Source organism: Streptomyces sp. KMM 9044, from assembly GCF_024701375.2.
Taxonomy (GTDB): domain Bacteria; phylum Actinomycetota; class Actinomycetes; order Streptomycetales; family Streptomycetaceae; genus Streptomyces.
In genome coordinates this window covers 4,106,533-4,133,414 of record NZ_CP113910.1, presented here as the reverse complement: position 1 = coordinate 4,133,414, position 26,882 = coordinate 4,106,533, and the positions used below count along the sequence as shown (strand labels likewise).

Below are 26,882 nucleotides of genomic sequence, written 5' to 3'. Positions count from 1 at the left end.
AGCCCCCTGAGACCCCGAGGACCACGGAACACCGCGCATTCATTGATCGTTCGCCCTGCGTGCGGGGGTCGACTAGAATCTCCCGCTCGTCCCGGCCGCTGGAACGGTAGCCGACCGGGGCCCCCGCCTCCCTCGCCGGAGTGCCGCCGCCCGGACGGAAACCGGGCGGTCCGCCATGCCGTGATCACGCGGCATCACCGCCCGCACCAGCCGGAGGCAGACCCGTGCCCGCGCACGTCCCCGAACCCGTCGCCACAGCCACGCCCACCACCGACACCACAGACCCCCTGGCCCGCGAGCGCGCCCGCCTCACCGCGTCGCGCACCGCCCTGCGCGCGATGCGCGCGGATGTCGAGGCCCTCGACATCCGCGATGTCACCGCGAACTGGGTCAACGCGCAGATCCTGGAGCGGCAGATCGGGAACCGCATCAAGGCGCTGGCCGATCTCAGCGACACCCCTCTGTTCTTCGGCCGCCTCGACTACCTGCACGCTCCGGGCGCCGAGGAGGCGGAAGGGGCGGAAGGGACGGAAGGGGAGCGTTTCTACATCGGGCGCCGGCATGTGCACGACGCCGACGGCGACCCGATGGTGATCGACTGGCGTGCGCCGGTCTCGCAGCCGTTCTACCGGGCGTCGAAGAAGGACCCGATGGACGTCGCGCTGCGCCGCCGCTTCGGCTACACCGGCGGCGGCCTCACGGCGTACGAGGACGAGCACCTGTCCGACCCCGCGGAGGCGGTCGTCACCAGCAGGCTGCTCCAGCAGGAGATCGAACGCCCGCGCGTCGGCCCGATGCGCGACATCGTCGCCACGATCCAGCCCGAGCAGGACGAGATCGTACGGTCCGGCCTGGCGGGCAGCGTCTGCGTGCAGGGCGGCCCCGGCACCGGGAAGACGGCCGTGGGCCTGCACCGGGTCGCCTACCTCCTGTACGCCCACCGCGAGCGGCTGGCCCGCACCGGCACCCTGGTCGTCGGCCCGAACCGGTCCTTCCTGCACTACATCGAGCAGGTACTGCCCGCGCTGGGCGAACTGGCGGTCGGACAGGCGACGGTGGACGACCTGGTGGCCCATGTCGAGGTGCGCGGGACGGACGACGCGCGGACCGCGCTCGTCAAGGGCGACGCGAGGATGGCCGAGGTCCTGCGCCGGGCCCTCTACGCGCACGTGACCCTGCCCACCGAGCCGGTCGTCGTCGTGCGCGGCTCGCGCCGCTGGCGGGTGGCGGCGTACGAGCTGGAGGAACTGGTCCGCCAGTTGCTCGACCGGGACATCCGCTACGGCGCCGCCCGTGAGGCCCTGCCGCAGCGCATCGCGCACGCCGTGCTGGTGCAGATGGAGCGGGCCGGGGAGGCGCCGGACGACCGGGTGCAGGACACGGTGGCCCGCAACGGCGCGGTGAAGGCGGCGGTGAAGGCTCTCTGGCCGGCCGTCGACCCGGCGAAGCTCGTCCTGCGCCTGCTGGCGGACCCGGAGTTCCTGGCCGAGCACGCGGCCGGACTGCTCGACGAGGGCGAGCAGAAGGCGGTCCTCCGGACGAAGCCGGCACGGTCGGTGAAGTCCGCGACGTGGTCGGCGGCGGACGCGGTACTGATCGACGAGGCCACCGACCTGATCCGGCGCACCCCGTCCCTCGGGCACGTGGTGCTCGACGAGGCGCAGGACCTCTCGCCCATGCAGTACCGGGCGGTGGGCCGGCGCTGCACGACCGGTTCGGTGACCGTCCTCGGCGACCTGGCCCAGGGCACCACGCCGTGGGCGACCCGGAGCTGGGGGGAGGCGCTGGGCCACCTGGGCAAGCGGGACGCGGTGGTGGAGGAGCTGACCGCCGGTTTCCGCGTCCCGACGGACGTGATCGCGTACGCATCCCGGCTGCTCCCGCACATCGCGCCGGGGCTGGCGCCGGTGGCGTCGGTCCGTGACGCCCCGGGCCTGTTCGCCGTCCGGCCGGCCGACGGAACCGACGACGTGCTCGGGGCCTGCCGCGAACTGCTGGCCCACGAGGGCTCGGTCGGCCTGATCACCGCCGACGCCCGGATCCCGGGGTGGGCGAAGGCCCTCACGGAGGCGGGCGTCGGTTACGTCGCGCCGGGCGAGGAGACGACGTACGACACCCGGCTCGCCCTGGTCCCGGCGTCGCTGGCGAAGGGCCTGGAGTACGACTACGTGGTCCTGGACGAGCCGCGCGCCGTGGTCGACGGCGAGCCCGACGAACGCACGGGGCTGCGCCGCCTGTACGTGGCACTGACCCGAGCGGTCTCGGGCCTGATCGTGACGCATGCGGCGCCCCTGCCGGAGCAGCTGCTGCCGAACTGAGCCGATCCGGCGGAACGGCGTCAGCCCCCGTCGACCGCCTCCCCGGCCGTCCCGTCCACCACTCGGCGCCACTGCGCGACGGCTTCCGCCGAGACGGGCCCGGTCCATCCGCCGGGCCGGGCCGCGCCCCCGATGTGAAAGGCGTGGGCCCCGGCGGTGAGCAGCGCGGGAACGTGCTCCAGCCGCAGACCGCCGCCGACGAGCAGTTGCTGTTGGTACCCGGGCTCGTCCCCTCGCCCGCGCCGGGCCTCGGCGAGCAGGGTGGGCAGCCCGTCGGCCACGCCGCCGGGCGCGCCGGCCGTGAGGTAGGTGTCGAGGCCGGGCAGCCCGTCGAGCTGTTTGCGGAGGACGTCGCGGTCGGCGGCGCGGTCGATGGCGCGGTGGAAGGTCCACGGGCAGCCGTCCAGCGCCCCGACGACCCGTTCCACGGCGTCCAGGTCCACCCGGCCGTCACGGCCGAGGAACCCGAGGACGAACTCCTCGGCCCCGGCGTCCCGCATCTCCCGTGCCGCGCCCACCAGCCGGCCGAGGTCACCGGCGGCGAACCCGTCGGCGAGGCGCAGCATCACCCGCAGCGGGACGCCGACGGCGGCGCGGACGGCGGCGACGGTGGCGGCGGACGGGGTGAGCCCGTCGGCCGCCATGTCGGTGACCAGCTCGAGCCGGTCCGCACCTCCCGCCCGCGCGGCAACGGCGTCCTCGACGTCGAGGGCAATCACCTCCAGGACGGCACGCTTGGTCATGGAACCCCATTCCTCGGCATCAAGGGCACGGATCGACGACTGGAGACCTAGAGGTCTAGTCCAATCCAGCCTACGCCCGCCGACCGGGAATCCGCGCCCCCACACCCCGAGGCCGGTCTCACCCCCCGAAGATGTTCAGCTCCGCGGCCTCCGCTCCGGCCAGCTCGTGCCAGGCCCCGTCCACCGAGCGTCCCGCGTACAGTCGCACCAGCGTCGCCCCGACCCCGATGTACCGCGCCGGAGGCCGCCCCCGGAGACTTTCCCGAGCCGCAACGGCTCATCGGCGTCGTCGAGATCGGCGTGCGGCGGCAGATGCCCCGTCCGGCCCGTGACGTGGGCCAGCAGACCGAGCGCGCACGGCAGCCCGGCCCCCGCGTACGCCCCGGGCTCCCCGAGGACCCCGGAGCCGAGCGGCCGAGGTCTCTGGCTGGCGGCCTGTCTGACGAGCCGGACGGACGTCGGGCCGCGCGGAGGCGGCGGCCCCGGCAAGCCGACCGCGACGTATCGTGGGCATGTTCAGACCCGCTGCGACCCCGGCTTCGAGACCTCCCTCGCCGAGGGCGTCGAACCGGCTCGTGCGCTGAAGCCGGAGAACCCCCGTTGACCGAGCCGACGGCCGTCGTGGAGATCACGCACACCGCACGCAAGCGCCTCGGCCCGCTGGGCCCCGCCGCCGGGGCGGTCGTCGGGGCGTGGCGTGCGGAGCTGGAACGGAAGCAGCAGCCGGGCCGTCGCGTCCGCGTACTCGACCAGGGCGCGGAGGACTGGGCGACACGTGTCGAAGCCCGTGCGGACTGCCCCGCCCTGTCCGTGATGTACGTTCGTCTTCCGCACCCGGCTCCTCCGACCTGCGCCATCGTGTCGGTCGTACCGGACGACACGGGGGACGAGGATGACAAGGCCTGACGAGCGAGCGGGCGCGAGCCGCATACCCACCGAACGCCTTGTCCTGGTGAGTTTCACTCCCGCGGTCGCGTCGGATCTGTCGACGGGCGGCGACGGCGGCTTCGCGTGGGTCGGCTCCGGTCCCGCCGACGGCACCCGGGTGGGCGCCGGGATGATGGTCGAGCAGTACGAGCAAGGGGAGTTTCAGCCGGAGTGGGCCCCGTACGTCCTGGTCCGGCGGGAGGACGACCTCGCCGTGGGCGCGATGGGATTCCACAGCGCTCCGGACCCCGACGGACGCGTGGAGATCGGCTACGACCTCGTCGAGGGAGCCCGCGGCCACGGCTACGCCACCGAGGCGCTGCGCGCCCTGTCGGCGTGGGCGCTGGCGCAGGACGGGGTCCTGACCGTCACCGCCGTCGTCGACCGTGCCAACACGCCCTCGCAGAACGTCGTCACCCGCGCCGGATTCACCCGGACCGCCGAGCCCGGGGGCGAGGGCGAGGGCGAGTACGTCTACGAGCTGCGCCGCTGAAGCGCGCCCCCGCGCACCGCGCTCTTGCGCACCCTGAGCCCCGCCCCGTACAGCAGCCGCACCACCTCACGGCTGCCGACCTCCATCGCTCCCGCCCGCACGACGTCCGCGTACCGGTGCTGGGGGATGTCGTAGTGGTCGCGTTCGAAGGCGCGGCGGGGGACGCCGAGGGCGGCGGCGAAGGCGTGCAGTTCGTCGTAGGAGATGTCGCTGACCAGGTGGGACCAGAGGCAGCCGTGTCCCGGCCAGGCGGGCGGGTCGATGTACACCGTCACGCCTGGACCGCCCCGCTCAGCGAGCCCACCGCCGCTACCCTCACACCCGCCTGATGGCACACCCAGTGCGGGTCGGGGCCCAGCTCCGGTTCGACCTCCAGCGCGTGCGGGTCGCCGGAGCCGCACACCGGGCACAGCGGCCAGCGGCCGTACCGCTCCAGCAGGGCGTCCTGGACGTCCTGGGCGACCAGGCCGGCCACGAACCCGGCCCCCTCCGGCCACTGTTCGACCCACCAGCGGCGCTGCGCCACGGACTCCTCGACGAGGGAGACGATCTCCGCCTCGGCGACCTCGTGCGCGACCAGGTCGGCGAGGACGAGGGCACGTGCCGCGTGCAGCGCCTGCTCCAAGGGGCTGACGGGGTCGGCGGGGGTGCCGTCGGGATCGTCGTGGGGGTTCATGCCCCCTATTGTGCGCACTCTTGACCGCGCCACCGAAACGAAAATACCTTTCGAAGGTGACCCGAGTCGTGAAGGAAATTTTTACTCCGCCCGCTCCCGCCGCCCTCGCGGCCAAGGTGCGGACGCTGGCGCCGTCGATGACCCCCTCCATGCAGCGGGTCGCCGAGGCCGTCGCGGGCGACCCGGCCGGCTGCGCGGCCCTCACGGTCACCGGTCTCGCCGAACTCACCGGCACCAGCGAGGCCACCGTCGTGCGCACCTCCCGTCTGCTCGGCTACCCCGGCTACCGCGACCTGCGTCTCGCCCTCGCCGGGCTCGCCGCCCAGCAGGAGGCCGGGCGCGCCCCCGCCATCACCACCGACATCGCGGTGGAGGACCCCCTCGCCGACGTCGTCGCCAAGCTCGCCCACGACGAGCAGCAGACCCTCGCCGACACGGCCGCCGGACTGGACACCGTCCAGCTCGGCGCGGCCGTCACCGCCCTGGCCGGCGCCCGCCGGACGGACGTGTACGGCATCGGCGCCTCCGGCCTGGTCGCCCAGGACCTCACCCAGAAACTGCTGCGCATAGGACTGATAGCGCACGCCCCCGGTGACCCGCACCTCGCCGTGACCAACGCGGTGCAGCTGCGCGCCGGTGACGTGGCCGTCGCCATCACGCACTCCGGGTCCACCGGCGACGTCATCGAACCGCTCCGGGTCGCCTTCGAGAGCGGGGCGACGACCATCGCGGTCACCGGCCGTCCGGACGGACCCGTCACCCAGTACGCCGACCACGTACTGACCACGTCCACGGCCCGCGAGAGCGAGCTGCGCCCGGCCGCGATGTCCTCCCGGACCAGTCAGCTCCTCGTGGTGGACTGCCTGTTCGTGGGCGTCGCCCAGCGCACCTACGCGTCGGCGGCGCCTTCGCTGGCCGCTTCGTACAAGGCGTTGGCGCACCGGCACCGGGCAGCGCGCAGGGGGCCGTAGCCGGATCGTCGTGGAGATCCGCCGGTGGTCTGTGGCTGATCGCGCAGTTCCCCGGGCCCCCGAGGCAGACCGCCCAACCTCCTGACCGGAAAGACCCGCCATGACTTCCGCCTCCCACCACCGCGGTCTCCGCGCCGAGTTGGAGACCCTGACCACCGAGGCGTTCCGGCCGGAGCTGGCGGACGTCGACCGGCTGCCCACCCTCGGCATCGCCCGGCTGATGAACGGCGAGGACGCCACCGTCGCCGCCGCCGTGGCCGAGCAGCTGCCCCGGATCGCCGCCGCGATCGACGCCGTGGCCGACCGGATGGCCCGGGGCGGCCGGCTGGTCTACGCGGGCGCGGGCACCGCCGGCCGGCTGGGCGTCCTGGACGCCTCCGAGTGCCCGCCGACCTTCAACACCGACCCCGGCCAGGTCGTCGGTCTGATCGCGGGCGGCCCCGGTGCCCTGGTCACGTCGGTCGAGGGCGCCGAGGACTCCGCGGAACTGGCCGCGGCCGACCTGGACGCGCTGGCGTTGACCGCCGACGACACGGTGGTCGGCGTCTCCGCCTCCGGGCGCACCCCGTACGCCGTCGGCGCCGTCACGCACGCCCGCGCGCGGGGCGCCCTGACGGTGGGTCTCGCCTGCAACGCGGGCAGCCCGCTCGCCGCGTCGGCCGGGCACGGCATCGAGGTCGTCGTCGGCCCGGAGCTGCTGACCGGCTCCACCCGCCTCAAGGCCGGCACCGCCCAGAAGCTCGTCCTCAACATGATCTCGACGATCACGATGATCCGGCTGGGCAAGACGTACGGGAACCTGATGGTCGACGTACGGGCCTCCAACGAGAAGCTGCGGGCCCGATCCCGCCGTATCGTCGCCCTCGCGACGGGGGCGGCGGACTCCGACGTCGAGCGTGCGCTGGCCGCCACGGACGGCGAGGTGAAGAACGCCGTCCTGGTCCTGCTGGCCGGCGTGGACGGCCCGACCGCGGCCCGCCTCCTCGGCGGCTCGCACGGCCACCTGCGCGCCGCGCTGGCACAGGCACCGGACCCGCAGGACGCCACTGGCTGACCCGGGCGGGCCCGGGCCCGGACCCGCCGCACCCGGGACTGGGATACTGGACCCGCCCACCCCACCCCGGAGGCGACCATGAACCACGCGCAGCTCACCGCCCTGGGCCGCGCCCTGCGCGTCCTCGGCGAGCACGGCGAGGCCCTGACAGGCGACACGCCGGACGCCAAACTGCATGAGGTCCGGGCGGATCTGAAGCGTGCGCTGGACCAGCTGGAGGAGAGCGTCAGCACGGCCGCGCCCAGCACGCGCTGCTCCGAGCACCCCACCGGCCCGGTCGACAAGAGCGCCCCCGACCTGTGCCTGCTGTGCGAGACCCGGCGCCGTACGGCCCGCCGCGCCGAGTTCAGCGGGCCGGCGCCCCAGCACGCACCGACCGGGCCCGCCCCGTCCCGGTACGGAACGCACGGCGACCGCCCCCAGCCCCAGCAGCGCTGGCTGCCGGAGCTGTGGAACGGTCGGGCGTGGCAGTTGTGCGGCACCCCGCGCCGGGACCGCCGCGAGGCCGAACTGTTCATCGCGGCCGAGCGGCGCGGGCCCCGGGCGGCCACGGCGTACCGGCTCGTGCACGAGTTCACCGACTACGAGGTACTGCGCGTGTGGGGAACACCGGTGCGCGCCGACACCGAACCGATGAGGAACCTGTAGCCCCGTCCTTTCGGTGCCTACGCCTTGGTGGTCGAAACCGCGGCCGGCTCGCCCGCGATCGAGTCCTCCGCGCTCGCCGCGGCCGGACCCGCCGGCCGCTGGTGCGGGATGAGGGCCGCCACGACGAACCCGACGAGCGCGGCACCGGAGCCGAGCGCCAGCACCAGGCCGGACGGGGCCATGACCAGGCCGGCCGTCAGCAGCGACTTGCCCAGGCCGTAGCCGGTCTGCTCCGGCAGCTGGAGGAGCTGCGGGATGACCAGGGACACGGAGAACACCGCGAAGCCGATCGCCACCGAGGCGGCGTCGGTCACCAGCACCCGGGGGCGGTCCGAAACCCGCAGGTCCACCAGCGGCTCGGTGACGCGCAGTTCGAAGAAGCCCCAGGCGGCCAGGACGACGACGGCCGCCGCGAACAGGCCGAGCGTGGTGCCGCTTCCCCGGCCCCGGCCGGCTCCCTTGGAGATCCCGAGCAGCAGGCACATCAGGCCGGCGGCCATCCCGATCGCGCCGGGCAGGTCGAACCGGCCGCCGGTGCGCACCTTCGGCTCCGGTACGGGGACCGCCACCAGGGCGAGCGCGACGACGCCGAGGGCTGCGGAGGTCCAGAACAGCGCGTGCCAGTCGAAGGTGTCGGCGATGAGCGCGGTGGCGGGCCGGGCGAGTGCGTCGGACATGGGGGAGTTCTCCGTGGCGGCTCGCATCTGCTTGACTCGGGCACCCTTATAGACATTGATTGACTTAAGCAAAGTAAAATCGGGGGAGCGCAGGACCGGGGGCGGACGACAGCCCCCCGTCCGTCGCGGCGGCGAGCCGCCGGCGCCACCCCGCCCCGCAGGGCCTCACGGGTGACGCCGGCGGACCGGCGTGGTCAGCTCAGCGTCTTCAGCGACGCCGCGTCGTACAGTTCGAGTTCGCCGAAGCGTCCGCCGAGGACCTTCGCCGCCCAGTCCGGGTCCTGGAGCACCGCGCGCCCCACGGCGACGAGGTCGAACTCGTCACGCTCCAGCCGGTCGAGCAGGTTGTCGAGGCTGCCCAGCTCCGCCCCCTTCCCCCGGAACGCGTCCAGGAAGTCCCCGTTCAGGCCGACCGAACCGACGGTGATGGCGGGCTTGCCGGTCAGCTTCTTCGTCCAGCCGGCCAGGTTCAGGTCCGACCCCCCGAACTCCGGGACCCAGTACCGGCGGGTGGAGGCGTGGAAGGCGTCAACACCGGCCGCCGCGAGCGGGGCGAGGATCGCCTCGAGCTCCTCGGGGGTCTCGGCAAGGCGGGAGTCGTAGGCGTCCTGCTTCCACTGCGAGTAACGGAAGATGACCGGGAACCTGGGCGAGACCCGCTCACGGACCGCCGCGACGATCTCCGTCGCGAACTTCGCCCGCGCCACCGGGTCGCCGCCGTAGGCGTCGGTGCGGCGGTTGGTGCCGGCCCACAGGAACTGGTCGATGAGGTAGCCGTGGGCGCCGTGCAGCTCCACGCCGTCGAAGCCGATGCGCTCGGCGTCCGCCGCGGCCTGCGCGAACGCCTCGACCACCGCGTCGATGTCGGCCTGCGTCATGGCCTTGCCCGCACCCTCGGTGCCGTCCGTGCGCACGCCGGACGGGCCGACCACCGGTGCCTGCGGATACGGCGCCTGCCCCTGCTCGCGGACCATGCCGATGTGCCACAGCTGCGGCACGATCGTACCGCCCGCCGCGTGCACCGCGTCGGCGACCTTCGCCCAGCCGGCCAGCTGCTCCTCCCCGTGGAACCGCGGCACCCGGTCGCTCTGTCCGGCCGACTCGTGGCCCACGTACGTGCCCTCGGTGACGATCAGCCCCACACCGGCGGCAGCCCTGCGGGAGTAGTACGACACCACGTCCTCGCCGGGAACACCGCCCGGCGAGAACATCCGGGTCATCGGCGCCATCGCGATGCGGTTCGGCACGGTCAGGCCGTTGATCGAGACCGGCCGGGACAGAATGTCCGAAGCTCGGGTGGCGGCCGTGGAGGTGGCGACGGTCATATGAGGGCTCCCTGTTGGATGTACCAGTCGGTATGTGCGCGTGCATTCACTGCACTCCAGCGGCAACCGACAGGAGCCGAAAACCATTCCACCCATTCGGCCCACCCCCTGTGACCTCCGACACACCGGCCCGGGGGCTCAAGCCCCGGGCTCCGCTCCCGAGAACGCCCGAGGGCGGCACCCCCTGCCAAAAACAGGGGGTGCCGCCCTCGGTACCGGCGGACCGGGTCCGAACCTGAGGTGAGTCAGGCTCAGAAGTCCATGTCACCGCCCGGCATGCCGCCCGGAGCGGCCGCGGCGGCCTTCTCCGGCTTGTCGGCGATGACGGCCTCGGTGGTCAGGAACAGCGCGGCGATCGACGCGGCGTTCTGCAGCGCGGAACGCGTCACCTTGGCCGGGTCGATGATGCCTTCCTTGACCAGGTCGACGTACTCGCCGGTCGCGGCGTTCAGACCGTGGCCCGGAGTGAGGTTGCGCACCTTCTCCACCACGACACCGCCCTCGAGGCCGGCGTTGACGGCGATCTGCTTCAGCGGGGCCTCGAGCGCGAGCTTCACGGCCTGGGCGCCGGTCGCCTCGTCACCCTCGAGCTCCAGCTTCTCGAACACCGAGGAGGCCTGGAGGAGTGCCACACCACCACCGGCGACGATGCCCTCCTCGACGGCCGCCTTCGCGTTGCGAACGGCGTCCTCGATACGGTGCTTGCGCTCCTTGAGCTCGACCTCGGTGGCGGCACCGGCCTTGATGACCGCGACACCGCCGGCGAGCTTCGCCAGGCGCTCCTGCAGCTTCTCGCGGTCGTAGTCCGAGTCGCTGTTCTCGATCTCGGCACGGATCTGGTTCACGCGGCCCTGGACCTGGTCGGCCGAGCCGGCACCGTCGACGATGGTGGTCTCGTCCTTGGTGATGACGACCTTGCGGGCCCTGCCCAGAAGGTCGACCGTGGCGTTCTCCAGCTTGAGGCCGACCTCCTCGGAGATGACCTCGCCACCGGTGAGGACGGCGATGTCGCCGAGCATGGCCTTGCGGCGGTCACCGAAGCCCGGGGCCTTGACGGCGACGGACTTGAAGGTGCCACGGATCTTGTTGACGACCAGGGTCGACAGGGCCTCGCCCTCGACGTCCTCGGCGATGATCAGCAGCGGCTTGCCCGACTGCATGACCTTCTCCAGGAGCGGCAGCAGGTCCTTGACGTTGCCGATCTTGGAGTTGGCGATCAGGATGTACGGGTCGTCGAGCGACGCCTCCATACGCTCCATGTCGGTGGCGAAGTACGCCGAGATGTAGCCCTTGTCGAAGCGCATACCCTCGGTGAGCTCCAGCTCCAGACCGAAGGTCTGGGACTCCTCGACGGTGATGACGCCTTCCTTGCCGACCTTGTCCATCGCCTCGGCGATGAGCTCGCCGATCTGGGTGTCGGCGGCGGAGATGGAGGCCGTGGAGGCGATCTGCTCCTTGGTCTCGACGTCCTTCGCCTGCTCCAGCAGGGCACCGGAGACGGCCTCGACGGCCTTCTCGATACCGCGCTTGAGGGCCATGGGGTTGGCGCCGGCGGCTACGTTGCGCAGGCCCTCCTTGACCAGGGCCTGGGCGAGAACGGTCGCGGTGGTCGTACCGTCACCGGCGACGTCGTCCGTCTTCTTGGCGACTTCCTTGACCAGCTCGGCGCCGATCTTCTCGTACGGGTCCTCGAGCTCGATCTCCTTGGCGATGGACACACCATCGTTGGTGATCGTGGGGGCGCCCCACTTCTTCTCGAGGACGACGTTGCGGCCCTTGGGGCCGAGCGTCACCTTGACGGCGTCCGCGAGCTGGTTCATGCCGCGCTCGAGGCCGCGCCGCGCCTCCTCGTCGAACGCGATGATCTTGGCCATGTGAAGTGGTCCCTCCAGGACTGGGGGTGATGACTCCAGGACCGCGCCCGCGCCCGCGACGGACGGCTCACAGACCCGGCGGTTCCTTGCCCCACCGGCCTGCGGGCCTCACCGACCCGGTCCTACGTTGTCACTCTCACCTTCAGAGTGCTAACGCAATAATTAGCACTCGACCCATGCGAGTGCAAGCGCCTTCGGGGATCGGCGGGGGGACTCAGCCACCCGCGAACACCCGGACGGGACGGACGGCGGGCGGACGATCGGACGAACTGCCGGCAGAGGGTCGGCAGGCGGCGGGGAGCGGCGCGCGGGGCGCGGGGCAGCCGGAGGGACGGCGCGGGCAAGGCGAAGGGCCCGTACCCCGGGTGACCCCGGAGGCACGAGCCCTTCGTCGGCAGGAAAATTCTTGTGGTTGCTGGTAGCGCGTTCAGGCGGTGACCCGAACCATGTCGGCCTGCGGGCCCTTCTGGCCCTGCGAGATCTCGAACTCGACCCGCTGGCCCTCTTCAAGGGTGCGGTAGCCGTCCATCTGGATCGCGCTGTAGTGGACGAAAACATCCGCACCACCGTCGACCGCGATGAAGCCGTACCCCTTCTCCGCGTTGAACCACTTGACGGTGCCCTGAGCCATGCCCAACTCCCCTATTACTGGCCCTTGCACAGATCCGCACTTCGCGGATCCGGGTCAGACCTCACTCCCCAAACGGTTGGGGGCGTGCGCCGGAACGCGTCGACCGCGGCTGAATGTATCTGCCCAACTGCCCTCTGCAACAGGTCAGTCGGACGAGAAATATCGACGCCGCCGGTCCGGAATGCGACGGTAATTCGTCCGATTTCAGGGCAAGTCACACCGGACAAAACCCGCAAATGCGGCAGGACGGGCCCGAACTTTGGCTGTATCCAGTCGGGTGAGCGGCAGGAATTAATGGTTCCCGACAAGGGGGCCGGGACCGCTTTCCCCAACCCTATCGCGTTCAATCCCACGGAATTGCCCCCTCCGTTTCCCTCACGGAGGGGGCAGTCCGATAAACGCACGGTAAGGGAAGTTACCGATGGTAATGATCGGCTGGCGTCAGCCGCCGGCGACGGCCGGGATGATCGACACACCCGCACCGTCCGGCGTCGCGGTCTGCAGGCCCTGCTCGAAGCGGACGTCGTCGTCGTTGACGTAGACGTTGACGAAGCGGCGCAGCTTGCCCTGGTCGTCGAGGACGCGGGCGGCGATCCCGGTGTGGTTCTTCTCCAGGTCCGCGATGACGTCGCCGAGGGTGGCGCCCTGGGCGTCGACCTCGGCCTTGCCGCCGGTGTAGGTGCGCAGGATGGTGGGGATGCGAACGGTCACGCTCATGAGCTGAGGCCAGCCTCTCGGAAGGAGTCCAGGTTCGGGCGGATGGTCGCGGTCAGACCGGTGTCGGCCACCGCGTCCAGCGTCTTGAGGCCGTCGCCGGTGTTGAGGACGACAGTGGTCAGGGACGGGTCCAGGTCGCCGTTCTCGATCAGCTTCTTCGTGACGCCGACGGTCACGCCGCCCGCGGTCTCCGCGAAGACGCCCTCGGTCCGGGCGAGCAGCCTGATGGCCTCCACGACCTGCTCGTCCGTCACGTCCTCCACGGCGCCGCCGGTGCGGCGCGCGATGTCCAGGACGTACGGGCCGTCGGCGGGGTTGCCGATGGCGAGCGACTTGGCGATGGTCTTCGGCTTCTGCGGCCGGACGACGTCGTGGCCCGCCTTGTACGCGGTCGACACCGGCGAGCAGCCCTCGGCCTGGGCGCCGAAGATCTTGTACGGCCTGTCCTCGACGAGGCCGAGCCCGATCAGCTCGCGCAGCCCCTTGTCTATCTTCGTGAGCTGCGAGCCGGAGGCGATCGGGACGACGATCTGGTCGGGCAGCCGCCAGCCGAGCTGCTCGCAGATCTCGTACGCGAGGGTCTTGGAGCCCTCGGCGTAGTAGGGCCGCAGGTTGACGTTGACGAAGCCCCAGCCCTCGCCGGCCGGGTCGCCGATCAGCTCGGAGCAGAAGCGGTTCACGTCGTCGTAGTTGCCCTCGATGCCGACGAGCTCACCGCCGTAGACGGCGGCCATGACGACCTTGCCCTGCTCCAGGTCGTGCGGGATGAACACGCAGGAGCGCAGTCCGGCACGGGCGGCGGCGGCGCCGACGGCGCCGGCGAGGTTGCCCGTGGAGGAGCAGGAGAGGGTGGTGAAGCCGAAGGCGCGGGCGGCCTCCAGGGCCTGGGCGACGACCCGGTCCTTGAAGGAGTGCGTCGGGTTGCCGGAGTCGTCCTTGACGTACAGGCCACCGGTGACGCCGAGCTCGCGGGCGAGGTTGTCGGCCCGGACGAGCCTGGTCCAGCCCGGGTTGATGTTCGGCTTGGTCGCCACGTCGGCGGGGACGGGCAGCAGGGGCGCGTAGCGCCAGATGGTCGCGGGACCCGCCTCGATGCGCCGGCGCAGTTCCTCGGTGTCGTAGGCCGAGAAGTCGTAGGCGATCTCCAGCGGGCCGAAACACTCCTCGCAGGCGAAGACGGGGCCGAGCGGTACGCGGTGGCCGCACTCGCGGCAGGACAGCGCGGCGGCGGGACCGAGATCGACGGAGGGTGCGGCCGAACCGGAGCGCCCGGCGGATCCGGCGGGTTCGGTGGTGCTTGTGACGGTCTGCACAGCCATGTGAGGCGAGGCCCTTTCTCCTCATCTTCCTCACGACGCATCTCGCCGTGAGACGGATTTGGCACCTTCCCTAGCCGGGAGCCTCGCGAGAACGATCGGCGACACGTGCGCGATCCACTGCGCGGCACGCTGCTGGACCGTCGATCGGCGGTGATCTACGAGAACCGGCTGGAGGGTTGCCGGGGCTTCATCGGGCCGTTTCCCTCTGCCCCTCTGGATGAGCTGTATGCGGTTGTGTGTCGTGCGGTGGCGCGCCGCGGACGAAGGGGGCACGACCCCGGCATGCAAAGGTCATCCGCGTTGTTCAAGACTGTAACCGAAGGCCAGGACGGTGGAGAGTACGCGTCCGAACCGCGAGATGGATCACCGGTGTATGGATCACAGAGATGAGGAGCCGCTGACCGTGCTGGAAGAAGTCGAGCGCTGGCTGGCCCAGCGCTCCTGGTCCGTGACCGACCGACCGGTGCAACGCCTCCTGGCCGCGAAACGCGCCACGGGACAGACGGTGAGCGTGGTGCTGCCCGCGCTCAACGAGGAGGCGACGGTCGGGGAGATCGTCACGACGATCCGGGACGACCTGATGCTGCGGGTCCCGCTGGTCGACGAGATCGTGGTCGTGGACTCCGGCTCGACCGACCGCACGGCCCGGGCGGCCGCGGTGGCGGGCGCGACCGTGGTGCACCGGGACACGATCCTGCCCCGCATACCCGCCGTGCCCGGCAAGGGCGAGGTGCTGTGGCGCTCCCTGCTGGTCACCCGGGGGGACGTCGTCTGCTTCGTCGACGCGGACCTCAGGGAGTTCTCCGCCGACTTCGTCACCGGCATCGTCGGCCCCCTGCTCACGGAACCGGACGTGCAACTGGTGAAGGCCATGTACGACCGGCCCCTGGGCGACGCCGCCGGCCAGGGCGGCCGGGTCACCGAACTGATGGCGCGCCCGCTGCTCAACCTGCACTGGCCGCGGCTGGCCGGCTTCGTGCAGCCGCTGAGCGGCGAGTACGCGGCCCGCCGCTCGCTCCTGGAGCGGCTGCCCTTCCCCGTCGGCTACGGCGTCGAGCTGGGCATGCTGGTCGATTCCCTGCACCTGGTGGGCCTGGACGCCCTCGCGCAGGTCGACGTCGGCGTGCGCAGACACCGTCACCAGGACGGCCGGGCCCTCGGCCGCATGGCCGCCGCGATCTACCGCACCGCCCATCTCCGGCTGGCCCGCAGCCACCTCCTGCACCCCGCTCTCACCCAGTTCGAACGCACCGGCACCGGCTTCGAGCCCCGCACCCACCCGGTGGACACCCAGGAGCGCCCCCCGATGACGGAAATAGCCGAGTACCGGTCCCGCCGGGTGGCCTGACCACGACGGACCGCGGCCTCTGCCGCAGCTCTTGACCTGGTTTTCCGGGGGCGTCCGGTCGTATACGGCCGATCCGCTGGTCCGTGTACGGCTGATCCGTACGTTTGAGCGTTTCAAAGGCGGGCTAGGTTGAGGTTTATGGCTCCCATGCAGGCTGGTCAGGACACTCGGAACGCTCGGGTGCTGGTCGCGTCGAACCGCGGCCCCGTTTCGTACACGGCGGGCGAGGACGGCTCGCTGCACGCGAGGCGGGGCGGCGGCGGGCTGGTGTCCGGGCTGTCGGCCATCGGGTCCGACGCGGACGCGCTGTGGGTGTGCTCGGCGCTCTCCGACGGCGACCGCGAGGCCGTGCGGCGCGGGGTCGGCGAGGACGGCGTACGGATGCTGGACATCCCCGCGGACGTGCACGCCGACGCGTACAACGGCATCGCGAACTCGGTGCTGTGGTTCGTGCACCACATGCTGTACCAGACACCGCTGGAACCCGTCTTCGACACGGAGTTCCGCCGGCAGTGGGCGGCATACGAGGCCTACAACCGGGCGTTCGCCGAGGCGCTGGCCGAGGAGGCGGCGCGGGGGGCCGCGGTGGTGGTGCAGGACTACCACCTGACGCTGGTCCCGGGGCTGCTGCGGGAGCTCCGTCCCGATCTGCGCATCGGTCACTTCTCGCACACGCCGTGGGCGCCGCCGGAGTACTTCCGGATGCTGCCCGACGACATCGCCGGGCAGGTGTTGCGCGGGATGCTGGGCGCGGACCGGCTCGGCTTCCTGACCCGGCGCTGGGCGGACGCGTTCACCGCGTGCTGCGAGCGGTTCGCCGACGGGCTCGGGGAGACCACGATCGGGGTGCACGGACTGGGCGCCGACGCGGACTTCCTGCGCGGCCGGGCGCACGAGGCGGACGTCGAGGAGCGGATCGCCGTGCTCCGCGAGGAGATCGGCACGGCTCCCGGCGGGACCGCGCGCAAGGCAGTCGTCCGGGTCGACCGGACCGAGCTGTCGAAGAACATCGTGCGCGGCCTGCTCGCGTACCGGCAGTTCCTCGACGACCACCCCGAGTGGCGCGAACGGGTCGTGCACGTCGCCTTCGCCTACCCCTCCCGGCAGGACCTCGCCGTGTACCGCGACTACACGGCCGAGGTGCAGCGGGTCGCCGACGAGATCAACGAGCGGTACGGGACACCGGGCTGGCGTCCGGTCGTCCTGCACGTCAAGGACGACTTCGCGCGCTCCCTGGCCGCGTACCGGCTGGCCGACGTGGCGCTGGTCAACCCCATCCGGGACGGGATGAACCTGGTCGCCAAGGAGATCCCGCTCCTGTCCGAAGGGGGCTGCGCGCTGGTGCTGTCCCGGGAGGCGGGCGCGTACGAGGAGCTGGGCGAGGACGCGATCACCGTCAACCCGTACGACGTGGTCGACACGGCGCGGGCCCTGCACGAGGGACTCATGATGCGCCCGGAGGAGCGGACCGAGCGCGCCAAGCGCCTGGCCGACGCGGCGACCGCGCTGCCGCCGCAGCAGTGGTTCCTGGAGCAGCTGAACGCCCTGCGGGACGGAAGCTGAAGCCTGCCGCTCCCCTCGGCGTTCCTGGACGGCCGGTCACGCATGCGTGGGGGCGGGTGGACGTGGATAGGTTGACGGTATGGGCAGCTCCAAGGACTCCACGGACCCGAACGCCACACACTCCGACGACTCCGGCACCCTGCCGGTGCCCGCCACGCGGGCCGGACGGGAAGGGCTCGACGCGCTGCTCGCGCGGCCGGGCAAGGCGCTGGTCGCGCTCGACTTCGACGGGACGCTCGCGCCGATCGTGCCCGACCCCGAGCAGGCCCGTGCCCATCCCGGCGCGGTGCGCGCGCTCGCCGCGCTCGCCCCGGAGGTGGCCTCCGTGGCGGTGATCACCGGCCGGCCGCCCGCGGTGGCGGTACGGCACGGTGGCTTCGCGGACGTTCCCGGCCTGGAGCACCTCGTCGTCCTCGGCCACTACGGCACCGAGCGCTGGAACGCCGCCACCGGTGACGTCACCGCGCCCGCCCCGCACCCCGGGGTCGCCGCCGTGCGCGCGGAACTGCCGGGGCTGCTCGACCGGGCCGGTGCCCCGGAGGGCACCTGGACCGAGGAGAAGGGCCGCGCGGTGGCCGTCCACACCCGCAGGACCGCCGACCCCCAGGCCGCCCTGGAGGCGCTGCGCGAGCCGCTGACCGGCCTGGCGCAGCGGCACGGTCTGGTCGTCGAGCCCGGCCGGATGGTCCTGGAGCTGCGTCCGCCCGGCATGGACAAGGGCGTCGCCCTGGCGGAGTACGCCCGTGGGATCGGCGCCGGGAGCGTCCTGTACGCCGGGGACGACCTGGGCGACCTCCCCGCCTACGCCGCCGTCGACAAGCTCCGTTCGGACGGCGTTCCCGGGCTGCTGGTGTGCAGCGGCAGCGACGAGGTCACGGAACTGCGGGAACGCGCGGACGTGGTGGTCGACGGTCCCGAGGGGGTCGTACACCTGCTCGAGGCACTGGCGCGGGCCCTGCCCCCACGGACCGACATGACCGGCTGACGCCGCCGCCGATGCCGACCGCCAGGCGCCAACGGCCCGCGTTCAGCACTCCGCCCTGCGAGAACGCGCGGACGTGGGGGCCGGCCGGCTCTGCCCTCCCGCGTTCCGTCAGCGTTGCGTGCGGCGGGACTCGCGGACGCGTCTGAGCCGGTTCACGGTGACCGGGTCGTGGGCCAGGGCGCGGGGGTCGTCGAGCAGGGCGTTGAGGAGCTGGTAGTAGCGCACCGGGGCCAGGCCCAGCTCCTCGCGGATCGCCCGCTCCTTCGCGCCGGGGCCGAGGAAGCCGCGGCGCTCCAACGCGATGATGCCCCGCTCTCGCCGCGCCAACAGCTCCTGCTCCGGTTCCTGCTCCGGTTCCTGTTCCTCGTCCGTGCTTCGGCCCTGGTCCATACCCGCACGGTAGCCCCCGCCACCGACAGCCGGGGCGCGGCAGGGGCCACGGGCCGACGTGCCCTACCGCGCACTCTCCGCGCGTGTGGCGGTCGCCTGGAGCAGGGCCAGGACTCCCTCGGGGCTGCCGCTCGGGGCCACGGCCTTGCCGATCCGCTGCTTGACGGCCGCGTTGACGTCGGCCCAGGAGGTGTTGCCGACCGGGTAGAGCTCCGCGGTCGCCAGCTGGTCGAGGAAGGGCCGGAGCTTCCTGTCCTCCGCGGACGCGTCCATCACGCGGGACGCGGAGGTGGTGACCGGCAGCAGGTCGTACGCGCGGGAGAAGCCGAGCACGTGCTCCTCGCTGTAGACGAAGTCGAGGAAGTCGCCGATCTCGTCGCGGTGACCGCTCTTGTTGAAGGCCATCATCCAGTCGACGACGCCGAGCGTGGCCGGGCTCTCTCCGTCGGCCCCCGATGTCGGCGCGGTGCCGAACTCCACGCCCTTCTGCTCGGCCATGCCGACCAGCGACGGATGGCCGTTCAGCATGCCGACGTCACCGGCGGCGAAGGCGGCGAAGGCGTCAGCGCGGTCGAGTTCGCCGGGCGCGACGGGACCGGTCAGGCCCTTGCCGACCAGCTCGTCCTTCAGCCAGGTGACGGTTTCGGTGTTCTGCGCGGAGTCGAAGGCGTAGGCGCCCATGGTGTCGGTGTAGCCGCCCTTGCCGCTGAGCAGCCACTGCATGGTCTCGGCCTGCGCCTCCTCCGGGCCGAGGGGCAGCGCGTAGGGGTACTTCACGCCCTCCTCCTTCAGGACCTCGGCGTTCGCGGCGAGTTCGGCCCAGGTCTGCGGCGGGGTGAGGCCGGCGTCCTCGAACAGGGCCTTGTTGTAGAACAGCACGCGTGTGGAGGCGGCGAACGGCATGCCGTACTGCACGCCGTTGACCTGGCCCGCGGTGGCCAGCTGCGCGACGAAGTCGGCCTGCACGGGGATGGAGAGCACGTCGTCGGCCTTGTGGAGCAGCCCGTCGGCGGCGTAGTCGGCGTACGCGCCGATCTGGGCCATGTCCGGCGGGTCGTCCGCCTCGACCCGCTCCCTGACCTTGCGGTCGACGTCGTTCCAGGAGTGGACGGTGACGTCGATCGTCACGCCCGGGTGTCCGGCCTCGTACTGCTCCGTCAGCGCGGCCCAGTACTTCTTCGTGCTGTTGTCCACGCCGGTGCCGTAGTCGGCGGCGACCAGCTCCAGGGTGACATCGGAGGAGCCTCCGCCGACACCGCATCCGCCGAGGACCCCCGTCAGTCCCAGTGCGGACACCGCCGCGATCGTCCTGGCCAAGACCCGCCGCTGCACTGCTGCTCTCTCCTGCTCCGGCGCTCCGCGCCATCCGTTCCGAAACTTTTCTAACTTTTCCGATAATCGGATCAAGGTCTACACCACGTGAGTGGACTAGACCTCTTGCGGGTCCCGGGGTCACACTGTCCCCCGTGGAACATGTCATCGCCCTCGATGTGGGCGGCACCGGGATGAAGGCCGCCCTGGTCGGAGCGGACGGCACGCTGCTGCACCGGGACCGCCGGGCCACCGCGCGCGGCCCGAAGGCGGCCGTGGCCGGGATCCTGGACTTCGCCGCCGATCTGCGCGCACACGGCGCCGAGCACCTCGGCGAGCCCGCGTCCGCCGCCGGCCTCGCCGTTCCCGGCATCGTCGACGAGACGCGGGGCGTCGCCGTCTACTCCGCCAACCTCGGCTGGCGCGACCTCCCGCTGCGGGCGCTGCTCGCACAGCGGCTCGGCGGCATCCCGGTCGCCCTCGGCCACGACGTGCGCACCGGCGGGCTCGCCGAGGGCCGCATCGGGGCGGGCCGGGGTGCCGACCGGTTCCTGTTCGTGCCGCTGGGCACCGGCATCGCGGGCGCCATCGGCATCGACGGCCGGGTGGAGGCAGGTGCGCACGGCTTCGCGGGCGAGATCGGTCACATCGTCGTACGGCCCGGCGGCGTCCCCTGTCCGTGCGGTCAGCGCGGCTGCCTGGAGCGGTACGCCTCCGCGGCGGCGGTCGGCGACGCGTGGGCGGCGGCCTGCGGCAACCCGGACGCGGACGCGGCCCACTGTGCCGGGGCCGTGGAGTCGGGCGACGTACGGGCCCGGAAGGTCTGGCAGGAGGCGGTCGACGCGCTCGCCGACGGGCTGGTCACCGCGCTCACCCTGCTGGACCCCCGCACCCTGATCATCGGTGGCGGGCTGGCCCAGGCCGGGGAAACCTTGTTCACACCGCTGCGGGAGGCCGTCCGGCGACGGGTCACCTTCCAGAAACTGCCGTCCCTGGTCCCCGCCGCCCTCGGGGACACCGCCGGATGCCTGGGCGCGGGCCTCCTCGCCCGGAATCTCCTCACCGCCGCCCCCTCGGCCGACTCCTCCACGGCCCCCTCGGCCGACTCCTCTCCCTACCCTTCGGAGGTAACCACCTGATGGCCCCCACCAAGGTTCTCGCCGGTGCCCGGGTGGTTCTGCCCACCGGGACCGTGGACAACGGCCGCGTGACCGTCGAGGGCACCCGGATCGTCGCCACGGCGCCCGCGGACACCTCCTCCGCCGCTCCCGGGACCCCCGAGAACGCCGAGACGCTCGACCTGAGCGGGCACTGGCTGGTGCCCGGCTTCGTCGACCTCCACAACCACGGCGGCGGCGGCGCGTCCTTCACCTCCGGCACGGTCGACGAGGTCCTCAAGGGCATCCACACCCACCGCCTGCACGGCACCACCACCCTGCTCGCCTCGACCGTCACCGGCGACCTGGACTTCCTCGCCCGGCGCGCGGGACAGCTCGCGGAACTGGCCGAACAGGGCGACATCGCCGGCGTCCACTTCGAGGGGCCGTTCATCTCGCCGTGCCGCAAGGGAGCGCACTCCCAGGAGCTGTTGCGCGAGCCCGACCCGGCGGAGGTCCGCAAACTGATCGACGCCGCCCACGGCCGGGCCAGGATGCTCACCCTGGCCACCGAACTGCCGGGCGGCCTCGACTCCGTACGCCTGCTGGCCGAGCAGGGCGTGATCGCGGCCGTCGGCCACACGGACGCGACGTACGAGCAGACCGTGGCCGCCATCGACGCGGGCGCCACCGTCGCGACCCACCTCTTCAACGCCATGCCGGCGCTCGGCCACCGCGCCCCCGGCCCGGTCACCGCCCTGCTGGAGGACGAGCGGGTCACGGTCGAACTGATCAACGACGGCACCCATCTGCACCCGGCCGCCCTCCGCCTGGCGTTCCACCACGCGGGCCCCGCACGGGTGGCGTTCGTCACGGACGCGATGGACGCGGCCGGTTTCGGCGACGGCCGCTACATGCTCGGCCCGCTGGAGGTCGAGGTCGCTCACGGGGTGGCCCGGCTGGTGGAGGGCGGCTCCATCGCGGGCTCGACGCTCACCCTGGACCGCGCCCTGAAGCGGGCGGTGACCGTCGACGGGCTGCCCGTCGAGCACGCGGTCGCCGCCCTGTCCGCCACCCCTGCCCGGCTGCTGGGCATGGACGACCGGATCGGCTCCCTGGAACCCGGGAAGGACGCCGACCTCGTGGTCCTCGGCGCGGACTTCACCCTCAAGGGCGTGATGCGCCAGGGTGAATGGGTGGTCTTCCCCCAACTGGGCTGATCCGCCCCGCCGGGCCCGACGCACCGGTCGGCCCTCCGGCGGGTGAGGCCGGCAGGGCGGCTCTGCCGGCGGCGACCGTACTGGCCCCCACGGCAGGCGAGTTCGGCCACAAGACCTACGGGCGCCTGCCGCCCCGGACGGTGGTCACGAGCAGGACCGGGCGGCCCGGGGCCTGTCCTGGAGACAGGGGAGGATTCCGCCCCGGCCGGCGGGCCTCACTTCTTGACCTGGCCTTCCTTCAGCGACAGCTGGTCCAGCAGGACGTTGCACTTGTCGCCGTCGGCACAGGAGACCGAAAGGGTGTTGGTGCCCTTGTTGAGCGTGGGCCACGCGAAGGTCTGGGTCCAGCCCTTCGCGAAGTCACCGTCCTTGGCACGGGCGAAGTTGTCCATGTTGAGCTTGGAGCCGAACTCCTTGCCATTGACGGTGAGCGTCATCGACTGGGGGTCGTCGGTGGTGCTGTAGCGCACGAAGACGGTGTACGTGCCGTCCTTCGGAATGCCGTCGACCGTCCAGGTGACCGAGGAACCCGGATTGTTGAGGTTCGTCACGTAGACGCCGCCGTCGGACTGCGCACCCGCTACGTCCTGCGCGAGGGCCGCGGTACCGCCCAGACGCAGCGCCTTGGCGTCGATCGTCGGCAACTCGGCCGCTTCCTCTTCCTCTTCCTCTTCCCCGCCCGCCGAGGGGCTGCTCTCCCCGGTGGGCGAGGACTGGGTCGGCGTCGAGTCGGCCTGGTTCTCGCCCTTGTCGTCCTCGTCGTCGCCGCCGACCATCGCCACGCCGATGCCGACGACCACCGCGGCGACCACCGCGACGGCACCGATGAGCAGGCCCTTGGTGTTCGGGCCGCGGCCCCTGCCACCACCACGACCACCGTGACCGCCACGGTTGCCGGGCAGCTGCGAGGAGCCGCCGGGCAGCATCTCCGGTGCCGCGTAGTTCGCGTTCGGCTGGCCGTACGTCCCCTGCTGCTGCCCCTGCGCCGCAGGGCCCTGCTGGCCGTACTGACGCGTGCCGACCGCCCGCACCCGGTTGACCGAGTTCGGGTAGCCGTAGCCCCCGGACGGCGGCTGTGCTCCGTTGGCCTGCCCGTCGGCGTAGAGGTAGCCGAACGGGTCGTCGTCCTCGGGCGTGCTCGCGCCGTTGCTGCCGGGCGTCATCCCTTGGTACTCCTAGCTGCGGATCGGATGCGGTACGGGTGGTGAGAAGAGCGAGCCTACCCGCTGCGGGTGGCCCGAACGGGTGGATCCGACCGCGTCAACCGGCTGACCTGTGGTTCATCCCGCCCGTCGATGCTGTTTGGGACGAGATCGTTTCTCGACGTACATCCGCTCGTCGGCGGACTTCAGCACTTCGTCCGCCGTCATCCCGCAGTGGGCCCATCCGATACCGAAGCTGGCGCCGACCCGCACGGCCCGGCCCTCGGCCCGGATGGGCTGGATGATCTCGTTGCGCAGCCGTACGGCGAGGTCCTGGGCATCGGCCCGGCCGAGCCCGTTGGCGAGGATCACGAACTCGTCGCCGCCGAGCCGGGCGACGGTGTCGCCGTCCCGGACGCCGTTGCTGAGCCGGCGGGCGACCTCTATGAGCACCGCGTCGCCCGCGTTGTGCCCGAACCGGTCGTTGATCGACTTGAAGCCGTCGAGGTCGCAGAAGAGCACCGCGAGGCCCTTGGCGCCGTCGTCGCGGTCGCCGTCGGGAGCGATGGCGTGCACATGATGGTCGTAGCCCTCGAACCCCTCCGCCTCGGGCGGGAAGTCGAAGTCGTGACCGCGGTCGAAGGCGGGCGGACCGTAGGCGGCGTCCTGGGAGGCGAAGGACTCGAAGCCGGCCATGGCCTCGTCGACCGCGGCCGGCAGCACCGACGGGCGCTGCCGGCACAGGCGGGCGGAGAGCCGGGCGCGCAGTTCGGCGGAGTTCGGCAGGCCGGTGAGAGAGTCGTGGGAGGCACGGTGCGCGAGGTGCAGCTCGCGGCGCTTGCGGTCCTCTATGTCCTCGACGTGGCTGAGCAGGAAGCGCGGCCCGTCGGCCGCGTCGGCCACGACGGAGTTGCGCAGGGACACCCACACGTAGGTGCGGTCCCGGCGGGCCAGCCGCAGCTCGGCGCGGCCGCCCTCGGCGGAGGTCCGCAGCAGCGTGCCGATGTCCTCGGGGTGCACGAGGTCGGAGAAGGAGTAGCGGCGCATCGCGGAGGCGGGGCGGCCGAGCAGCCGGCACAACGCGTCGTTGGTGCGCAGGATGCGGCCGTGCTGGTCGCCGCCCATCTCGGCGACGGCCATGCCGGACGGGGCGTACTCGAAGGCCTGCCGGAAGCTCTCCTCACTGGCGCGCAGGGCCTGCTGCTCGCGCTCCAGGCGCACCAGGGCGCGCTGCATGTTGGAGCGCAGGCGGGCGTTACTGATCGCGATGGCGGCCTGGAAGGCGTACATCTGGAGTGCTTCGCGGCCCCAGGCGCCGGGCAGCCGGCCGTTGCGCGGGCGGTCCACGGAGAGCACGCCGACCAGTTCCCCGGCCCCGCCGCCCTGCGGGCCGGGGGCGTACATCGGGGCGAAGAGCCGGTCGGAGGGGTGCCACTCGTCCTCGAAGCGCGGGGCGGGGCCGTCGGTGTACCACTGCGGGACGTCGTCGTCGTCGAGGACCCAGCCCTCGGTGTGCGGAATGAAGATCAGGTCGCCCCAGCTCTCCCCCATGGAGAGGCGGCGCTCCCAGGACTCGCGCGAGCCGACGCGGCCGGTGATGAGGGCTTCCGCGGCCGCGTTGCCCGAGAAGGCGGCGACGACCAGGTCGCCGTCGGGACGCACGAGGTTGACGCAGGCCAGTTCGTACCCGAGGGCGTCGACGACCCCGTCGGCGACGGTCTGGAGGGTGTCGGCCAGGCTGCGGGCCGTGTTCATGTCGGCCATGCCCTGGTGCAGTTGCCGCAGGGAAGCAAGGCGGACGTAGGGCTCCGACTCGGCCTCCATGCTCACCCTCCCCCGGGACCTCGCGGCGAATCAAACGTTCTCATCGGCGTATCGTCCTGGCATTCTCCCTGCCACTGAATCACAGCGCGCTGCCCACCCGGTACACAGGGTCAACAATTATCATCCCTTGTGACTCAAGTCACAACCAAACGTGAACAATTGGGAGACCTTTCCGCGGTTTCTCCGGTTCTTCACCGTAAATGCCGAATGCGCAGCATGCGCCGCATGTGAATTCCGCGCCCCTTCCGCGGGATTCGGTCCGTGGCTGCCGGCCCGCGCCCGTGGAACGGAGGGGTCCGCCGCTGGTCCTAGGTCCCCGCTCGGGCGGAGGCCCGATGCGGTGCGTACGGAGCGGAGACTAGCGTTTCCGGTGTGCCGAACACTCCCGTACCCCCGTCCGCGATCACCACTGTGCCCACCGCCCGGCATGCTGAGGGGGTGAGCAACGACGAGTTCCGTGCAGCCATGTCCCGTCTGGCCGCCGGTGTGGTCCTGGTGACCGCGCAGGAGCCGCCGCTGGATCCGGACGACCCGCGGGCACCTGCCGGCGAGGACGTCGGCATGACCGCGACCGCGTTCCTGTCGGTGTCCCTGGATCCACCATTGGTACTGGTCAGCCTGCGCGAGGGCTCTCGCATGGACGACCTGCTCGACGAGCAGCCGCTGTGGTCGGTGTCGGTCCTGTCCGGGAGCCAGCGGCACATCGCGGGCCGCTTCGCGATGAAGGGCCGGATCAGCGACCGTCTCCTCTTCGAGGACATCCCGTACGTGCGGGGCGAGTACAGCGGCGCCCCCCTGGTCGGCGGCGCCCTCGCCACCCTGGAGTGCCGCACCGAGCAGCGGGTGCCGGCCGGCGACCACACCCTGGTGATCGGCCGCGTCCTGACGGCGGACGTACCCAGTGCGGACGGCGGGCCGCTGGCCTACTTCCGGGGCCGCTACCGGCACCTGGACTGAGCCGCCCGAGCGTTTCCCGGGGCCCTCCCCCGACGCCTCCCGAACTTCCCGAACCGGGAATTCCTTTTGCCGAACGGGAATTGCGAACCCACGCTGCCCGGGTGACGAATACCACAACTCCCCGCTTCGAAGAGATCACCTCGAAGAACCTCGACGCCGCCCTCGGCACACGCGTCCGCCCCGACCAGGAGTTCGCGGTCGCCCCGGTCGCGGAGTCCCTCGCCGAGGCATACGTCCACCCCGGCCCCGCCCGGCCCCGCCCGGCCCCGCCCGGCCCCGCCTGATCGTGGACGGTGACCGCGCGGTCGGCTTCCTGATGGCCTTCCTCGACATCGACTGGCACGACGACGGCGGCAGCGTCGTCCGCTCGGGCCTGTGGCGGCTGAACGGTGGGGGTGTCCTCCCGGCTCGAGCGCGGTCGAGAGTTGGGGGAGGCCGAGGAGCAGGGCAAGGGCTACGGCCGCTTCGCCGTGGAGTCGGTCGCCGCCCGGATCCGCGCCCGGGGCGGCAAGGAGTGCTACGTCACCTGGCACCCCGGCGAGAACGGCCCGGAGAACTTCTACCTCGGTCTGGGCTTCCGCAGGAACGGGGAGGTCGTCGAGGGGGAGCTGGTCGGGGCACTGGGCCCGCCCGGCCGGCCACCGCCGATCCCCGTCACCGCCCCGCATGGAT

Annotated in this window: 24 protein-coding genes, 3 pseudogenes and 1 riboswitch; of the genes and pseudogenes, 13 read left to right on the top strand and 14 right to left on the bottom strand. The window is 72.1% G+C overall.

Going from position 1 to position 26,882, the window contains the following annotated elements:
• Positions 1-224: 224 nt before the first annotated feature.
• Complete coding sequence (locus HUV60_RS18705; protein WP_257848402.1) at positions 225-2,318, top strand: HelD family protein; 2,094 nt, start codon at positions 225-227, stop codon at positions 2,316-2,318.
• A 20-nt stretch (positions 2,319-2,338) separates the two neighbouring features.
• Here HUV60_RS18705 and HUV60_RS18700 read toward each other — a convergent pair whose 3' ends face one another.
• Together HUV60_RS18700 and HUV60_RS18695 are read right to left on the bottom strand one after the other, a co-directional pair.
• On the bottom strand, positions 2,339-3,061 hold the full coding sequence (locus HUV60_RS18700) for a copper homeostasis protein CutC (protein WP_257848401.1): 723 nt from the start codon (positions 3,059-3,061) through the stop codon (positions 2,339-2,341).
• 118 nt (positions 3,062-3,179) lie between these two features.
• A pseudogene (locus tag HUV60_RS18695) lies at positions 3,180-3,454 on the bottom strand (maleylpyruvate isomerase family mycothiol-dependent enzyme); the annotation flags it as partial.
• 207 nt (positions 3,455-3,661) lie between these two features.
• Here HUV60_RS18695 and HUV60_RS18690 point away from each other — a divergent pair.
• Positions 3,662-3,967 (top strand): hypothetical protein, encoded by a 306-nt coding sequence (locus tag HUV60_RS18690; RefSeq protein WP_257848400.1) that lies wholly within the window; start codon positions 3,662-3,664, stop codon positions 3,965-3,967.
• 28 nt (positions 3,968-3,995) lie between these two features.
• Positions 3,996-4,481 (top strand): annotated as a pseudogene (locus HUV60_RS18685) (GNAT family N-acetyltransferase); the annotation flags it as partial.
• On the opposite strand, the gene HUV60_RS18680 reads toward HUV60_RS18685, so the two are convergent.
• Both HUV60_RS18680 and HUV60_RS18675 read right to left on the bottom strand, forming a co-directional pair.
• Complete coding sequence (locus HUV60_RS18680) at positions 4,463-4,756, bottom strand: DUF4031 domain-containing protein (RefSeq protein WP_257848399.1); 294 nt, start codon at positions 4,754-4,756, stop codon at positions 4,463-4,465. The pseudogene HUV60_RS18685 and the gene HUV60_RS18680 sit on opposite strands and share 19 nt — an antisense overlap.
• A complete protein-coding gene (locus HUV60_RS18675) occupies positions 4,753-5,157 on the bottom strand; it encodes a hypothetical protein (RefSeq protein WP_257848398.1) in 405 nt (134 codons plus the stop codon). Before HUV60_RS18675 ends, HUV60_RS18680 begins: the two co-directional genes overlap by 4 nt.
• Positions 5,158-5,213: 56 nt before the next feature.
• Between HUV60_RS18675 and HUV60_RS18670 the strand changes: the two genes are divergently transcribed.
• From HUV60_RS18670 to HUV60_RS18660, 3 genes are all read left to right on the top strand, one after another.
• Positions 5,214-6,128, top strand: a complete 915-nt coding sequence (locus tag HUV60_RS18670; RefSeq protein ID WP_257848397.1) for a MurR/RpiR family transcriptional regulator — start codon at positions 5,214-5,216, stop codon at positions 6,126-6,128.
• A gap of 100 nt (positions 6,129-6,228) precedes the next feature.
• Entirely contained in the window at positions 6,229-7,182 is a 954-nt protein-coding gene (gene murQ, locus HUV60_RS18665) for an N-acetylmuramic acid 6-phosphate etherase (protein WP_257848396.1), read from the top strand.
• Positions 7,183-7,260: 78 nt separating this feature from the next.
• Positions 7,261-7,830 (top strand): hypothetical protein, encoded by a 570-nt coding sequence (locus HUV60_RS18660; protein ID WP_257848395.1) that lies wholly within the window; start codon positions 7,261-7,263, stop codon positions 7,828-7,830.
• A gap of 17 nt (positions 7,831-7,847) precedes the next feature.
• On the opposite strand, the gene HUV60_RS18655 is transcribed toward HUV60_RS18660, so the two are convergent.
• The 6 genes from HUV60_RS18655 to thrC form a co-directional block, all read right to left on the bottom strand.
• A complete protein-coding gene (locus HUV60_RS18655) occupies positions 7,848-8,507 on the bottom strand; it encodes a hypothetical protein (protein WP_257848394.1) in 660 nt (219 codons plus the stop codon).
• A gap of 194 nt (positions 8,508-8,701) precedes the next feature.
• Positions 8,702-9,832, bottom strand: coding sequence for an NADH:flavin oxidoreductase (locus tag HUV60_RS18650; RefSeq protein ID WP_257848393.1), 1,131 nt, complete (start codon positions 9,830-9,832; stop codon positions 8,702-8,704).
• Between the two features lie 251 nt (positions 9,833-10,083).
• Positions 10,084-11,706, bottom strand: a complete 1,623-nt coding sequence (gene groL, locus HUV60_RS18645; RefSeq protein WP_257848392.1) for a chaperonin GroEL — start codon at positions 11,704-11,706, stop codon at positions 10,084-10,086.
• A gap of 427 nt (positions 11,707-12,133) precedes the next feature.
• On the bottom strand, positions 12,134-12,337 hold the full coding sequence (locus tag HUV60_RS18640; RefSeq protein ID WP_004986573.1) for a cold-shock protein: 204 nt from the start codon (positions 12,335-12,337) through the stop codon (positions 12,134-12,136).
• 441 nt (positions 12,338-12,778) lie between these two features.
• A complete protein-coding gene (locus HUV60_RS18635; RefSeq protein WP_042168966.1) occupies positions 12,779-13,054 on the bottom strand; it encodes a ubiquitin-like small modifier protein 1 in 276 nt (91 codons plus the stop codon).
• On the bottom strand, positions 13,051-14,373 hold the full coding sequence (gene thrC, locus HUV60_RS18630; protein WP_257848391.1) for a threonine synthase: 1,323 nt from the start codon (positions 14,371-14,373) through the stop codon (positions 13,051-13,053). The genes HUV60_RS18635 and thrC overlap by 4 nt, the downstream gene beginning before the upstream one ends.
• 18 nt (positions 14,374-14,391) lie before the next feature.
• Positions 14,392-14,597: riboswitch (SAM riboswitch) on the bottom strand.
• A 179-nt stretch (positions 14,598-14,776) separates the two neighbouring features.
• On the opposite strand from thrC, the gene HUV60_RS18625 reads away from it, so the two are divergent.
• The 3 genes from HUV60_RS18625 (at position 14,777) to otsB (ending at position 18,269) form a co-directional block, all read left to right on the top strand.
• The gene (locus HUV60_RS18625; RefSeq protein WP_257850148.1) at positions 14,777-15,721 is read left to right on the top strand and encodes a glucosyl-3-phosphoglycerate synthase; all 945 of its coding nucleotides are present in this window, start codon (positions 14,777-14,779) and stop codon (positions 15,719-15,721) included.
• A 147-nt stretch (positions 15,722-15,868) separates the two neighbouring features.
• Positions 15,869-17,284 (top strand): alpha,alpha-trehalose-phosphate synthase (UDP-forming), encoded by a 1,416-nt coding sequence (locus HUV60_RS18620; protein ID WP_257848390.1) that lies wholly within the window; start codon positions 15,869-15,871, stop codon positions 17,282-17,284.
• 79 nt (positions 17,285-17,363) lie between these two features.
• The gene (gene otsB / locus HUV60_RS18615) at positions 17,364-18,269 is read left to right on the top strand and encodes a trehalose-phosphatase (protein ID WP_257848389.1); all 906 of its coding nucleotides are present in this window, start codon (positions 17,364-17,366) and stop codon (positions 18,267-18,269) included.
• 108 nt (positions 18,270-18,377) lie between these two features.
• On the opposite strand, the gene HUV60_RS18610 is transcribed toward otsB, so the two are convergent.
• On the bottom strand, positions 18,378-18,659 hold the full coding sequence (locus HUV60_RS18610; RefSeq protein ID WP_257848388.1) for a DUF3263 domain-containing protein: 282 nt from the start codon (positions 18,657-18,659) through the stop codon (positions 18,378-18,380).
• 63 nt (positions 18,660-18,722) lie between these two features.
• Entirely contained in the window at positions 18,723-19,991 is a 1,269-nt protein-coding gene (locus HUV60_RS18605) for an extracellular solute-binding protein (RefSeq protein WP_257848387.1), read from the bottom strand.
• Between the two features lie 134 nt (positions 19,992-20,125).
• Between HUV60_RS18605 and HUV60_RS18600 the strand changes: the two genes are divergently transcribed.
• Complete coding sequence (locus HUV60_RS18600; protein WP_257848386.1) at positions 20,126-21,109, top strand: ROK family protein; 984 nt, start codon at positions 20,126-20,128, stop codon at positions 21,107-21,109.
• A complete protein-coding gene (gene nagA, locus HUV60_RS18595) occupies positions 21,109-22,287 on the top strand; it encodes an N-acetylglucosamine-6-phosphate deacetylase (protein ID WP_257848385.1) in 1,179 nt (392 codons plus the stop codon). Before HUV60_RS18600 ends, nagA begins: the two co-directional genes overlap by 1 nt.
• A gap of 215 nt (positions 22,288-22,502) precedes the next feature.
• On the opposite strand, the gene HUV60_RS18590 is transcribed toward nagA, so the two are convergent.
• Complete coding sequence (locus tag HUV60_RS18590; protein WP_257848384.1) at positions 22,503-23,450, bottom strand: carbohydrate-binding protein; 948 nt, start codon at positions 23,448-23,450, stop codon at positions 22,503-22,505.
• A 117-nt stretch (positions 23,451-23,567) separates the two neighbouring features.
• Complete coding sequence (gene cdgB / locus HUV60_RS18585) at positions 23,568-25,253, bottom strand: diguanylate cyclase CdgB (RefSeq protein WP_257848383.1); 1,686 nt, start codon at positions 25,251-25,253, stop codon at positions 23,568-23,570.
• A 372-nt stretch (positions 25,254-25,625) separates the two neighbouring features.
• Here cdgB and HUV60_RS18580 point away from each other — a divergent pair, with 372 nt between their 5' ends.
• A complete protein-coding gene (locus HUV60_RS18580; protein ID WP_257848382.1) occupies positions 25,626-26,210 on the top strand; it encodes a flavin reductase family protein in 585 nt (194 codons plus the stop codon).
• Between the two features lie 101 nt (positions 26,211-26,311).
• Positions 26,312-26,833: pseudogene (locus HUV60_RS18575) on the top strand (hypothetical protein); the annotation flags it as partial.
• Positions 26,834-26,882: the final 49 nt, after the last annotated feature.

Bases quoted from the DNA above. Each gene is read 5' to 3' on its own strand.
- HUV60_RS18700 (WP_257848401.1), bottom strand. From the start codon at position 3,061: ATGACCAAGCGTGCCGTCCTGGAGGTGATTGCCCTCGACGTCGAGGAC.
- HUV60_RS18675 (WP_257848398.1), bottom strand. From the start codon at position 5,157: ATGAACCCCCACGACGATCCCGACGGCACCCCCGCCGACCCCGTCAGC.
- murQ (WP_257848396.1), top strand. From the start codon at position 6,229: ATGACTTCCGCCTCCCACCACCGCGGTCTCCGCGCCGAGTTGGAGACC.
- HUV60_RS18660 (WP_257848395.1), top strand. From the start codon at position 7,261: ATGAACCACGCGCAGCTCACCGCCCTGGGCCGCGCCCTGCGCGTCCTC.
- HUV60_RS18655 (WP_257848394.1), bottom strand. From the start codon at position 8,507: ATGTCCGACGCACTCGCCCGGCCCGCCACCGCGCTCATCGCCGACACC.
- HUV60_RS18650 (WP_257848393.1), bottom strand. From the start codon at position 9,832: ATGACCGTCGCCACCTCCACGGCCGCCACCCGAGCTTCGGACATTCTG.
- groL (WP_257848392.1), bottom strand. From the start codon at position 11,706: ATGGCCAAGATCATCGCGTTCGACGAGGAGGCGCGGCGCGGCCTCGAG.
- HUV60_RS18640 (WP_004986573.1), bottom strand. From the start codon at position 12,337: ATGGCTCAGGGCACCGTCAAGTGGTTCAACGCGGAGAAGGGGTACGGC.
- HUV60_RS18635 (WP_042168966.1), bottom strand. From the start codon at position 13,054: ATGAGCGTGACCGTTCGCATCCCCACCATCCTGCGCACCTACACCGGC.
- thrC (WP_257848391.1), bottom strand. From the start codon at position 14,373: ATGGCTGTGCAGACCGTCACAAGCACCACCGAACCCGCCGGATCCGCC.
- HUV60_RS18620 (WP_257848390.1), top strand. From the start codon at position 15,869: ATGCAGGCTGGTCAGGACACTCGGAACGCTCGGGTGCTGGTCGCGTCG.
- otsB (WP_257848389.1), top strand. From the start codon at position 17,364: ATGGGCAGCTCCAAGGACTCCACGGACCCGAACGCCACACACTCCGAC.
- HUV60_RS18610 (WP_257848388.1), bottom strand. From the start codon at position 18,659: ATGGACCAGGGCCGAAGCACGGACGAGGAACAGGAACCGGAGCAGGAA.
- nagA (WP_257848385.1), top strand. From the start codon at position 21,109: ATGGCCCCCACCAAGGTTCTCGCCGGTGCCCGGGTGGTTCTGCCCACC.
- HUV60_RS18590 (WP_257848384.1), bottom strand. From the start codon at position 23,450: ATGACGCCCGGCAGCAACGGCGCGAGCACGCCCGAGGACGACGACCCG.
- cdgB (WP_257848383.1), bottom strand. From the start codon at position 25,253: ATGGAGGCCGAGTCGGAGCCCTACGTCCGCCTTGCTTCCCTGCGGCAA.